The sequence below is a fragment of the Exiguobacterium sp. s128 genome (assembly GCF_018618815.1).
GTDB classification, from domain to species: Bacteria; Bacillota; Bacilli; order Exiguobacteriales; family Exiguobacteriaceae; genus Exiguobacterium_A; species Exiguobacterium_A antarcticum.
In genome coordinates this window covers 14,747-27,003 of record NZ_JACSMT010000005.1, presented here as the reverse complement: position 1 = coordinate 27,003, position 12,257 = coordinate 14,747, and the positions used below count along the sequence as shown (strand labels likewise).

Annotated in this window: 11 protein-coding genes and 1 riboswitch; of the genes, 10 read left to right on the top strand and 1 reads right to left on the bottom strand. The window is 47.7% G+C overall.

All coding sequences use genetic code 11. From position 1 onward, the window contains the following. Positions 1 to 21: 21 nt before the first annotated feature. The 8 genes from pta (at position 22) to KNQ13_RS03325 (ending at position 9,115) form a co-directional block, all read left to right on the top strand. On the top strand, positions 22 to 1,008 hold the full coding sequence (gene pta / locus KNQ13_RS03360) for a phosphate acetyltransferase (RefSeq protein ID WP_026830586.1): 987 nt from the start codon (positions 22 to 24) through the stop codon (positions 1,006 to 1,008). 66 nt (positions 1,009 to 1,074) lie between these two features. Continuing rightward, positions 1,075 to 1,174: riboswitch (purine riboswitch) on the top strand. 74 nt (positions 1,175 to 1,248) lie between these two features. Beyond that, positions 1,249 to 1,833, top strand: a complete 585-nt coding sequence (locus tag KNQ13_RS03355; protein ID WP_026830587.1) for a xanthine phosphoribosyltransferase — start codon at positions 1,249 to 1,251, stop codon at positions 1,831 to 1,833. Continuing rightward, positions 1,830 to 3,137, top strand: coding sequence for a nucleobase:cation symporter-2 family protein (locus tag KNQ13_RS03350; RefSeq protein WP_026830588.1), 1,308 nt, complete (start codon positions 1,830 to 1,832; stop codon positions 3,135 to 3,137). The genes KNQ13_RS03355 and KNQ13_RS03350 overlap by 4 nt, the downstream gene beginning before the upstream one ends. A 223-nt stretch (positions 3,138 to 3,360) precedes the next feature. Further along, complete coding sequence (locus tag KNQ13_RS03345) at positions 3,361 to 4,737, top strand: amino acid permease (protein ID WP_026830589.1); 1,377 nt, start codon at positions 3,361 to 3,363, stop codon at positions 4,735 to 4,737. Between the two features lie 90 nt (positions 4,738 to 4,827). Beyond that, complete coding sequence (locus KNQ13_RS03340; RefSeq protein ID WP_014969248.1) at positions 4,828 to 5,127, top strand: rhodanese-like domain-containing protein; 300 nt, start codon at positions 4,828 to 4,830, stop codon at positions 5,125 to 5,127. Positions 5,128 to 5,264: 137 nt separating this feature from the next. Next, positions 5,265 to 7,244: a methyl-accepting chemotaxis protein gene (locus KNQ13_RS03335; RefSeq protein ID WP_026830590.1), complete on the top strand. Its 1,980-nt coding sequence runs from the start codon at positions 5,265 to 5,267 to the stop codon at positions 7,242 to 7,244. Between the two features lie 154 nt (positions 7,245 to 7,398). Beyond that, positions 7,399 to 8,592, top strand: a complete 1,194-nt coding sequence (locus KNQ13_RS03330) for a DUF2157 domain-containing protein (RefSeq protein ID WP_026830591.1) — start codon at positions 7,399 to 7,401, stop codon at positions 8,590 to 8,592. Positions 8,593 to 8,671: 79 nt separating this feature from the next. Further along, a complete protein-coding gene (locus KNQ13_RS03325; protein ID WP_014969251.1) occupies positions 8,672 to 9,115 on the top strand; it encodes a GDYXXLXY domain-containing protein in 444 nt (147 codons plus the stop codon). Positions 9,116 to 9,250: 135 nt separating this feature from the next. Here the strand turns inward: KNQ13_RS03325 and folE2 are convergent, their stop codons facing one another. Beyond that, positions 9,251 to 10,156, bottom strand: a complete 906-nt coding sequence (gene folE2 / locus KNQ13_RS03320; RefSeq protein ID WP_014969252.1) for a GTP cyclohydrolase FolE2 — start codon at positions 10,154 to 10,156, stop codon at positions 9,251 to 9,253. 306 nt (positions 10,157 to 10,462) lie between these two features. Between folE2 and KNQ13_RS03315 the strand changes: the two genes are divergently transcribed. Together KNQ13_RS03315 and KNQ13_RS03310 are read left to right on the top strand one after the other, a co-directional pair. After that, the gene (locus KNQ13_RS03315; protein WP_026830592.1) at positions 10,463 to 11,320 is read left to right on the top strand and encodes a TerC family protein; all 858 of its coding nucleotides are present in this window, start codon (positions 10,463 to 10,465) and stop codon (positions 11,318 to 11,320) included. A gap of 151 nt (positions 11,321 to 11,471) precedes the next feature. After that, positions 11,472 to 12,227, top strand: coding sequence for a TerC family protein (locus tag KNQ13_RS03310; RefSeq protein WP_014969255.1), 756 nt, complete (start codon positions 11,472 to 11,474; stop codon positions 12,225 to 12,227). Positions 12,228 to 12,257 lie beyond the last annotated feature (30 nt).

The following is a 12,257-nucleotide window of genomic DNA, read 5'->3' as shown; positions in this document are numbered from 1 at the left end:
GCCATAAAAGGAGCTAATATCATGCAATTATTCGAAATGCTTGAGACAAAAGTCAAAGCCCATCAACCAACGATCGTTTTCCCGGAAGGAATCGATGCTCGTGTTCTTGGGGCAGCTGTTCGTCTGAAAAAAGATGGTCTTGTCACGCCAATCGTCATCGGACCACGCGTTAAAATCGAAGAGACGGCAACGGCGAATCAGATCGACGTGACGGATCTTGAAACGATTGATCCGGCTTCATACGACGGAATCGAAGAATTAGTCGCGTCGTTCGTCGAACGTCGTAAAGGAAAAGCAACAGAAGAACAAGCGCGTGAAGTCATCCTCAAAGACGTCAACACGTTCGGCACGATGCTCGTCCACACCGGCAAAGCAGAAGGTCTTGTCTCGGGTGCGATGCACGCGACTAGTGACACGGTTCGTCCGGCACTTCAAATCATCAAAATGCAAGAAGGCTATAAAAAGACATCAGGTGTCTTCATCATGGTCCGTGACGATGAGCAGTATGTGTTTGCTGACTGTGCAATCAACATCGCACCAGACGCAAACGATTTAGCAGAAAACGCGATTGCTTCTGCAAAAACGGCAAAAACGTTTGGTATCGATCCGAAAGTTGCGTTGCTCAGCTTCTCGACAAAAGGTTCAGCGAAATCACCGGAAACAGAACGTGTCGTCGAAGCAACACGTCTTGCAAAAGAACGGGCACCAGAACTCGCAATCGATGGAGAATTACAATTTGACGCAGCATTCGTTCCAAGTGTCGCGAAATCAAAAGCACCGGAGTCAGATGTTGCCGGTCATGCGAACGTCTTCATCTTCCCAAGCCTTGAGTCTGGAAACATCGGCTACAAAATTGCACAACGTCTTGGTGGTTTTGAAGCAATCGGACCGATTCTTCAAGGACTCAACAAACCGGTCAACGATCTGTCACGTGGCTGTAACGAAGAAGACGTCTACAAATTGGCGATCATCACGGCAGCGCAAGCTGTTGAAGAACGCCAAGCGTAATCCATTTTCGAAAAAGACTTTACTTTTTCAGCGAACTCCGTAAAATGGAACACATCACGCATCAACGAATAAACGTATAGCAACGCTCGTATAATAGTGGGGATTGGCCCACGAGTCTCTACCGGATCGCCGTAACGATCCGACTACGGGTGGTGAGTTACTGCTCTCTTTTTAGCGTACAGTGGCTGCCCCCGGGTAGCGGCTGTACGTTTTTTTTCGTTCAAAAAGGAGAAATCAGTTATGAAACGTTTGGAAGAAATGATTAAACAAGAAGGATTAGTCTTATCGGATCAAGTCTTAAAAGTCGATTCCTTTTTAAACCATCAGGTCGATCCGACTCTGATGTGGGAAATTGCATACGAATTCATGGACCGGTTCAAAGATGCTGGGATTACCCGGATTTTGACGATTGAAGCAGGGGGAATCGCCCCGGCGATGATGACGGCACTCCGTCTTGGTGTTCCGATGGTCTACGCACGGAAAACAAAGTCGCTGACGTTAAATGAAGGCACGATATCAGCGGAAGTCTACTCGTTTACGAAACAACAGACCAGTACGATCACCGTCGCTGAAAAGTATCTGCAGGCAGGCGAACGGGTGTTGATCATCGATGATTTCCTGGCGAACGGCGAAGCCGCCTTTGGTCTGGCGAAACTCGTGGAACAGGCGGGAGCTGAAGTGGCAGGCTTCGGAATCGTCATTGAAAAATCATTCCAACCGGGCCGTCAAAAATTACTGGATGCCGGGTTCCGCGTCGAATCGTTGGCACGGATTAAAAAACTGGAAGCCGGACAAGCGACGTTCGTTGACTCGGTGAACGTATGAAGACCTTGTCGAACGTCAAGGCGGCAAGTCTCGGTCTGCAGCATGTGTTAGCGATGTATACCGGAGCCGCGATTGTTCCGTTGATTGTCGGCAGTGCGATCGGCTTGTCGGGTGAAGAACTGGCCTATCTCGTCGCGATTGATTTATTTATGTGTGGCGTTGCGACGTTACTGCAAGTCTTCGTGACGAAATATACCGGCGTCGGCTTACCGGTCGTCCTCGGCTGTACGTTTACGGCGGTCGGTCCGATGATTGCCATCGGAAGCCTGCAGGGAATCACGGCGATTTATGGTGCCTTGATCGCGAGCGGACTGATCATTTTGGTGATTTCCGGATTATTCAGCCGGATTGCGGTACTGTTTCCACCGGTCGTCCTCGGATCCGTCGTGACGATTATCGGGATTTCGCTGATTCCAGCGGCCATCAACGATATCGGCGGCGGACAGGGAGCGAAGGATTTTGGTGATCTGCGGTACTTAGGACTCGCCGGGTTGACGATTGTTTTGATTTTAGTCTTCAACCGATACGGGACTGTGTTTTCAAAAGCGGCAGCCGTGTTGATTGCCGTCTTGATCGGCACGTTGGTCGCATTCGGAATGGGGATGATTGATTTCAGTCCGGTCGCCGAGGCGTCGTGGTTCCAGATGGTGACACCGTTTTACTTTGGTGTACCGACATTCAACGCAACTGCGATTCTGACGATGACACTCGTTGGTCTCGTATCGATGGTCGAGTCGACGGGTGTCTTCTTGACACTTGGGGAAATCACCGATAAAAAGTTGACTGACAAGGACTTGGCGCGTGGTTACCGGGCGGAAGGGGCTGCGACGATCATCGGCGGGATTTTTAACAGTTTTCCGTATACGACGTACAGCCAAAACGTCGGTCTCGTCCAGCTGACGGGGGTAAAAACACGGAAAGTCATCGTCTTTGCCGGATTCTTTTTGATTGTGCTTGGTTTCTTACCAAAAGTCGCGACGTTCACGACCTTGATTCCAAAACCTGTCCTCGGTGGAGCGATGCTCGTCATGTTCGGCACCGTCGCAGCAAGTGGGATTCGGATTTTATCCCGTGTCAATTTTGCTAAAAATGATAATGTGATTACCGTGGCCTTAGCGCTTGGTGTCGGACTTGGCATCAGCATGAATCCGGCGATTGTCGCGTCACTGCCGGAACAAGTCCGTGTCTTGACGGACAGCCCGATCGTCGCAGGATCGTTGACGGCACTGGCGTTAAATGCTTTGTTCCGTCTTACCGAACAGAAGTCATCGTCTGAAAAATCACGTCTCGCTAAAGTTGAATAAGGTTTGTAACTTCTCAGAGGGGAGCAGTCCGCTATACTATTTTGTATAGATGGTTGCTCCTTTCATATTTCGTTACATAAATCAGAATATTTCGAGTATGTGTTCTTGAACAAAAATATCACTTGAAAACGTTTACAAAACGGACACAATTTCATTATACTGACAACGTAGCGGTTAGGGGAACTGCTAGGAAACAAACAGAGACGGGAAGGACGTCGTACAGATGAAACAACAGACAGAACTGAATCGGGGATTAGAAGAACGTCACATTACATTGATGTCGCTGGGGGCGGCAATCGGTGTCGGACTGTTCTTAGGATCGGCAAAAGCGATTCAATTAGCTGGACCAGGAATACTGATCGGATACTTAATCGGTGGTCTTATTATCTTTATCATCATGCGTGCACTTGGGGAGCTCGCAGTCCGTGAACCGGTATCAGGCAGTTTTGCCGAATATGCCCGGAAATATGTCAGTCCGCTAGCCGGGTTCCTGACAGGATGGAATTATTGGTTACTCTGGATTTTCACATGTATGGCCGAAATTACGGCCGTCGGGATCTACATGCAAGAATGGTTCCCGAACTCACCAACGTGGATGTGGGCACTCGGTGCGCTCATTCTGATGACGAGCATCAACTTCATTGCCGTTAAGTTTTATGGGGAATTTGAATTTTGGTTTGCGTTGATTAAAATTGTCGCCATCGTCGCGATGATCATCCTCGGAACACTGACGATCGTCATTGGTTTCGGGAACGGTGGTACACCGGTCGGGATTTCAAATCTTTGGTCGCACGGCGGTTTCTTACCAAACGGATTTGGTGGGGTCTTACTTGCGATGCAAATGGTCATGTTTGCCTTCTTAGGGATTGAAGTGATTGGGGTCACAGCAGGGGAAGCAAAAAATCCGAAGAAAACGATTCGCAAGGCCGTCAACAACGTTTTTTGGCGAATCCTGGTTTTCTATATCGGCGCATTGTTCGTCATTCTGTCGATTTATCCGTGGGATCAAGTCGGACAGAATAACAGCAGTCCGTTTGTATTATTGTTTGAATCATTAGGTATTCCGGCAGCGGCTGGAATCATCAACTTCGTCGTCTTGACGGCAGCCTTGTCGTCATGTAACTCAGGGATCTTCTCGACGGCACGAATGATGATGAACTTGTCGCAAAATCAGGAAGCACCGAAACGATTTGCGAAGATTTCAAAAAATGGTGTACCGGCACTGGCAACGATTCTTTCCGGAGTTGCCTTGTTGGTTGGCGTCGCCTTGAACTACTTCTTACCGGATGATGTCTTTGCGATTGTCACGAGTATTGCGACGTTCGGTGCGGTCTGGACATGGGCGATGATCTTGATTGCCCAGATGCGGGCACGGAAAGTCCATGGAACAGCTGAATTCGCGGTTCCGTTTTTCCCGATTGCGAACTATGTCGCGTTAGTCGCTCTCGCAGGTGTCATCGTCTTGATGGCGTTTGATGCGGGGACGCGGATTGCACTTGTCGTTGGACCACTTTGGTACGTGATTTTGATTGCCGTCTATTATGCACGGGGTATGCATAAAGAAAAACGCCAATCGTTTGACCAAGCATCAGGGGAATAAAAAGAGATCAGCTTCGGCTGGTCTCTTTTGTTCTGTTTTGCTACCGGTTTTGCTACACTGAACACAGATGAAATTAGAGGAGGAACCATCATGAAGACGATCCATGTCGATGAATTACAAGAAAAGCTTGAAGCAGGCGAAGCGTTACACGTCGTCGATGTCCGGGAACAAGACGAGTATGACGCTGGTCATATTCCAAACGTCCGTTTTCTCCCGATGTCTGAAATCGGTGAACGTTATACGGAACTGCAAGAAGGAGAGAAATATTACCTGATTTGTAAAGCCGGTGGACGAAGTGAGAACGTCGGACGGTTCTTGGAACAGTACGGATATGACGTCGTCAACGTTGAAGGCGGCATGATGAATTGGAAGGGCGATCAAGAAGCCTGAGTTAAATCAGCTAAAAGAAGAAGGTTCCTTGTAAAAAGGAATTTTCTTCTTTTTTTATTTGCTGTGAAAAAATACACATTCTAGCCGATAAAAAGAATAGAACAACGAGTCATCGTACTCGAGAATGGGAGTTAGATATGAAAGAAAAGAAAAAGCGTACATTGAGCATCAAACAAAAACTGATTTTGACCTCTATGCTCTTATTATTGATTCCGTCTTTACTGATTGGCTTTGTTTCTTATAGCCAAGCGAAACAAAAAATCACGAATGAAATCTTACAGTCGGCCCATTCCGGTGTCGACCGGATGAATGATGAGGTCATGAATATCGTGGATCCGATGCGACGGGATGTCGCGTTTTTTGCGGACCGGATTGACGGGACACTGTATCAAGCAGGCAAACAAAACCTCGACTTAAAAGAAAAAATGACCGAATACTTAGATACACATCCCCAGGCCGCCAATATTTATTATGCGACGACGACTGGAGAGATGACGATCTATCCGGAGCAGTCGATGCCGGAGGATTATGACCCGCGGGACCGTCCGTGGTATCAAGCAGCAGAAGAGGCGAAAGGAAAAGTCGTCATCACGGATCCATATGTCGATGCGGCATCTGGAAAGATGATGATCACCCTCTCACAAACCGGTGGCAATGGACGAGGCGTCATCGCAATTGACGTCGATGTCGACCGGATCGCAGAAATCGCAAAAAAAATCAAAATTGGTAAAGAAGGTTACGTGACGATTTTGGACTCTGGTAAAAAATTCGTCAGTCACCCGACGCTAAAACCCGGTGAAAAAGCCTCAGGGGACTGGGTGGATTCAATTTACGCCGGCAAAGAGGGGCAATTTTCCTACCTGTTTGAAAATGAAGACAAACAAATGGACTTCATGACAAACAATCTGACGGGTTGGAAAGTCGCCGGCACGCTGTACGACTATGAAATCACGGAGGAAACATCGAGTATCCTTTGGACGACACTTGGCGTCATCGCCGTGACGTTCGTCTTTGCAGCTATTCTTTTATTCTTCATCTTACGTTCGATCCTCAGTCCGCTGAACCGTTTAACGAAAAGTGCGGAACGGATTCAAGAAGGCGATTTGACGGAACAGGTCGTCGTCGAATCCAACGATGAAATCGGGCAAGTGGCGGAAAGCTTTAACGTCATGATCGTATCGCTCCGTTCGATCATTACGAATCTTGACCAATCGATCGGACAGGTCGCGGCTTCGTCAGAGGAATTGATGGCGAATGCGGCACAAACGACGGCAGCATCCGAACAAATCGCTGGTTCGATCCAAGAGATGGCAGCAGGTGCTGGTCAATCGAAACGTCAGCTCGACGGAAATGCGGTTTCTTTGCAGGCCATTACATCGGGTGTCATGCGGATTGCGGAAAGTTCGACGAATGTCTCCGAATTATCGCGTGCGACAGCAGCGGAAGCGGAAGACGGAACGGCAGCAGTCGTTAAAAACGTCGAGCAGATGAAGGCAATTGATACGTCGGTCGAAAACTTCGGGGAAGTCATCCAATCCCTTGCCCACCGTTCCAATGAGATCGGAAAGATTGTCGACGTCATCAACGGCATCGCGACGCAAACCAATCTGCTTGCTCTGAATGCGGCAATCGAGGCGGCGCGTGCCGGTGAGAACGGAAAAGGATTTGCGGTCGTCGCAAGTGAAGTCCGTAAACTCGCCGAACAATCACAGGAATCGACGAAACAGATTTCGCATTTGATCCAAAACATCAAACAAGAAACAGAACGGTCCGTCTTCTTGATGAAAGAAGTATCACATCATACAAAAGCAGGACTCGAAACGACGGAAGATTCTGCCGTCCGTTTCAAACAAATCATGTTACGGACACAAGAGATGACACCACGGATCGAAGACGTCACGGCGACAGTCGAAGAAATTGCCGCCAACGTTCAGGAAGTGTCGGCATCGGCAACTGAAATCGCCCATATCGCAGATGAGAATTCTGCGGCATCGGAACGTGTGGCCGCAACGACTGAAGAACAACTCGGCTCGATGGAAGATATTTCACAATCGGCTAAAACGTTGTCGGACATGGCGGAAGAATTACAAGTCCTCGTTTCACGATTTAAAGTATAATCCTTCAAGCGACCGTCACCTCGAGTGTCGGTCGTTTCTTATTCGGAAAAAGACGTTGTCATAGACCGGATTTCTGCTAAATGTTGCTTGAATAGAACAAGAAACGGGAAAATACTTCTATGGCCTGGCAACTTGAAATCGGGAGGTGTCCACGATGGCACGGCTGACAAAATTAATGGAATGGCAACAAGCTGGTCTAATTGATGCAGAGACGATTGAGCGGATTAAAGACTACGAAACACATCGCCAAAAAAAGCAACGTGTCCCACTTTTATTGATAATCGGACTGACGTTCGTCGGTCTGGCGCTACTCAGTTTTTTGGCGGCGAACTGGCAGGTGATTCCTGCACTCATTAAAATCGGGTTGGTCTTAGTCATCATGGTCAGCTGTTATGTGTTTGCCGATTTGTCAGAGCGTCGAGCGATTTGGAATCCCGTCACCTTTCGCATTCTTGGACTGGTCGCATTCGCAGGAGCCCTCATTGTAACGGTTCAGAGTTTTCATATGTCGATGCAGGGGTCCTTCATCGGATGGGCAGTTTTTGTCGCGGCGCTCGCCCATTTTTTTACGTGGCGTCATACGGCCTATGCCGTCTTCGCCTTTATTGCAAGTTTGAACATTTTAACGGCAGGGGGTGGATTTGGGAGTGAACAAGCGACGTTTCTCGACTGGACGTCAATCGTCTTCCTTGTACTCGTCTCACTCGCCTGGTTTTACTTTAGCCAATCGTTACCCTCACTTGTCTTCAGTTGGCTAGTTCTTTATTTTTCAGGTCTGGAATTGTTTGTACTCGTCTCGTATGACGGTGTACTCTGGCCGATCTGGACCTTGTTCATCCTTGTCCCACTGTTACTTGTCGTCAAACACGATGTCCATCGTCAGTTTTTATATCACCTGTATTTAGTTGTTGCAGCCATCAACTCGCTAGTGTATCTGACGGTCCGCGCCGAAACGACGAACGCATCGATTCCTTGGGGCGAAGCGATCGCCCTTGCCGTCTTTGGTGTCGCGATCGGCTATTTGATCTATCAAAAATTCCGTCCGTTGCTCTGGCTGTTACCACTGGGTCTGTTCGGTTTGTTGTGGTTTGACGAACAAGCGATTTTGATTGCAGCCCTCGTCGAAATCATTGCGTTTGTCTATTTGATCGAACAGGAACGCAGAGGTCATCGTTTGACGATTGCCTTTGTCTACTTCATTGCTGTCCAACTGACGATCTACTTCATCTATGCTTGGGATCGTCTCGACATGTCTCTCTTCTTCTTGGTCGGTGCACTGTTGGTCTTCTTCGTTGCCGGTGTCTTGTGGTGGGTGCGAAAACGTCGTGAGGGAGGAGTTCCGTCATGAAACGGTATCTGTTTCCGGTATTACAAATCATCGGTGTCTTGTGGTGGGTGCGAAAACGTCGTGAGGGAGGAGTTCCGTCATGAAACGGTATCTGTTTCCGGTATTACAAATCATCGTTGTCTTAGGGGTGATCCTCAGTTTTTATTCGATTTCCTGGTTTGGTGACAGCTATCGTTTTCGGGCGGAACCCTTTGATCCGTTTAATCCCGTCTACGGTGAGTATGTCATGTTGCAATACCCTGACTTGAAGCCCGAGGACTCGATTAAAAAAGGATTGGTCTATGTCACATTTACGACCGATGCGGATGGTTATGCAAAGATTGACCGGATTTCGAATGAACGCTTTTTTGGTTCTGTTGCGGGGGATTATTATGATCAATACGTGACGATTCCACAATTGACACAATATTACGTGGAACAAGGCACGGGTAAAGGCTATGAGGATGCTAAAAAACTAGAGGTCAAAGCGGATGTCTCGCCTTGGGGAACCGTTCGGGCGACTGATTTAACGGTGCGAAAATGACTTGAGTTGAATTGAATCAAAAAAACCGCACAGACCAATCACTTCGAAGAAGTGATTGGTCTGTGCGGTTTTGATATCATGCTGATTTTTTAAGTGTAAAAGCTGACGTTTGAGTCAGCATTGTGATCTTGATTCTTATTGTGCGTCTTTATCAAACGTGATTCGGGCAATCGCATCATGTTGGTGAATCGTTTCTTCGTTGCGGCATTCGACGAAGAACGACGCGATTGGATCCATTTCGTAAAGGTCGGCAGCGATCAAGCGCACCATATCTTCGACGAAACGTGGGTTTTCATACGCCATTTCAGTGACACGTTTTTCATCCGGACGTTTGAGGACAGGGTGAAGTGGAGCAGATGCATTCGATTCTGCTGCGTCGAGGAGTTCCTGTTTCCAGTTAAACTCTTCAGCTTCGTCCCGTAACGATGCTTCCATCGTGACGTAACCCCGTTGGTTGTGGGCGCTGTACTCACTGATTTCTTTTGAGCATGGGCAGAGTGTCGTGACGTTGATCGTCAGACCAACCGATAAAGTCGCTTCGTCCGTTTCCGTATTGACGCTGACGGTTTGCCAGACTTCGGCATTCATCAAACCGCTGAGCCCCGTGGCTGGTGCTTTCCGCGAAAAGAACCATGGGTACCGGATTGTGAGTTGACCTTCTGCTTGTTCCATCCGCTCAGCGAGATCGCGGGCGAATTGAATGAGTGATTCATTTGTGACGACCCAACCTTCGTGATGGTACTGGTCAAGTTGCTCCGTCAAACGACTCATGTTGATTCCTTTACGGTCTTGCACAAGCGACGTCGAGAGTTCAAATGTTGCAATCGTTGCTTGTGTCGTCTCACCATCTTGAATGACGACCGGATGTTTGACGTTCGAGATTCCGACTGCATCCAGTGCAAACAGGAAATTTTTTGGTGTATTCTGAAGATCAATCATTTTCTCTTTTTCAGTCGGCTTTGTTCCTTTAATAGGAGGAACTGAACCAAACAACTTGTGACGCTCTTCTTTGGTTGGCAATGTAATCGGGTAGGTAGACATTCAAATCGGCCCCTTTGTCCTTTTGTAGTAGTGCAAGTAGTATTAACATGACAGGAATGCTAGAGACGAGCAAGTCTGGTGATTCCGGGAATGTGTTTTCGCGACGTATCGTTGATATGAATTTTATCACGAACGCCTCTAAAAACGAAACCCGCAAGGCTCGGAAGAAACAGTTTGCTGATTTAGAGGCATAACTTGCTTGCAATCGGGTATATTATCGTATAGTATGTGTTCATGTGAACGTGTAAAGATGTGTCTTGTGAATTCTTGATGTAACTTATATTGTAATAGGAAGGAATGAAGTAGATGGATTGGCAGTTAGTACTTCAATATGCCTGGGTCGTCCTCGTTTTAATCGCATTAGAAGGACTCCTTTCGGCAGATAACGCGCTTGTTTTAGCGGTGATGGTAAAACATTTACCTGGCGAGCAACAGAAAAAAGCTTTATTTTATGGATTGGCAGGAGCATTTGTTCTTCGATTTGCGGCATTATTCGCGATCTCATTCCTCGTCGACATTTGGCAGATCCAAGCACTTGGGGCAGCCTACTTGCTGATCATGGGACTACGGCATATCTATAAAACCGTCAAGGCCCGGCGAATTGGTGAGAATCATGGAGCTGAAAATGAGCGCGACGCAGAACCAAAATCAGAAGAACCGGTTTCAAAAGCAGAGTTTTGGAAAACAGTCGCAAAAATTGAATTCGCTGACCTCGCGTTTGCGGTCGATTCGATTTTGGCAGCTGTCGCCTTGGCTGTTGCGCTTCCAAACTGGGGAACTGGTGAAGTCGGTGGCTTGAACACAGGTCACTTCGTCGTCATCTTAACCGGTGGATTGACGGGTGTCGTCTTGATGCGTTTTGCAGCACGTGTCTTCGTACGGTTACTCGCGGAACGTCCGGGTCTTGAAACAGCCGCTTTCGCAATCGTTGCGTGGGTCGGTGTCAAACTCGCTGTTCTTGCACTTGAACACCCGAACTACCATGCATCGATTGAAGGAACGATTTTTGAAGTGATGAAGCTTCCGGAAGGATTTGCCCACAGTACACCATGGCAGATTTTCTTCTGGACAGTCATGGTCAGTCTCGCACTGTGGGGTTGGTTCTCTTCTCCGAAAACAAAATCAAATCCAGATGCACAAAAGAAAGTCGAAAAACATCTGTAAGATCTTTGGGCTCTCCTTCACGGAGAGTCTTTTTTTGTCTAATAATCCGAAAGACCGGGTAAAAGATGAATCAGCTCCAAGTCTTCAGTCTTTTTCTTTTAGGTAAGTCGACTTATAATAAACTTACTGAACAAAAAGGAGATTCGTTTTTATGGATATTGGATTAATTACGCAGTATGCGACGGTTGGACTTGTCTTAATCATCTTACAAGGATTACTGTCGGCAGATAACGCCATGGTCATGGCGGTTCTCGTTCGTCCGCTACCGGATGAGCAACGAAAAAAAGCTTTATTTTATGGATTGATCGGGGCTCTCGTCTTACGTTTCATCGCGATTTTCTTTGCCTCGTATTTAGCAACGATTTGGGAATTGCAGGCACTTGGTGCGGTGTACCTCTTCTACGTCGCGTTCAAAGGAATCGTCGAGGCACGTTCCAACAAACATCAAGTTCCGGACGCGCTGTCGTCTGGAAAAGCCTCACCGAATTTTTGGTGGACCGTCGTCAAAGTCGAGTTTTCCGACTTGGCATTTGCTGTTGACTCGACGCTTGCGGCAGTTGCGATGGCAACGACGTTACCGATGATCGGTGGTACGATCGGTGGTCTGAACACGGGACAATTCTGGGTCGTCTTCTTTAGCGGCATCATCGGCCTTGTCATCATGCGTTACTTTGCGAGTTGGTTTGTCGTCTTGCTACAGAAACGACCGGGAATCGAAGAAGCTGCCTTTTGGCTCGTTGCTTGGGTCGGTGTCAAGCTCGTCGTCATGACACTCGCGCACCCATCCATTCACGTCTTGCCACACGAATTTCCGGAAAGCACATTATGGCAATCCATCTTCTGGGTTGTGCTCGTCTTGATTTTGGTGTTAGGTTGGTTTAGAAGCGGTACAAAAACAGAAAAATAACAATTAGGAAAACGGACAGGGTCATCATTC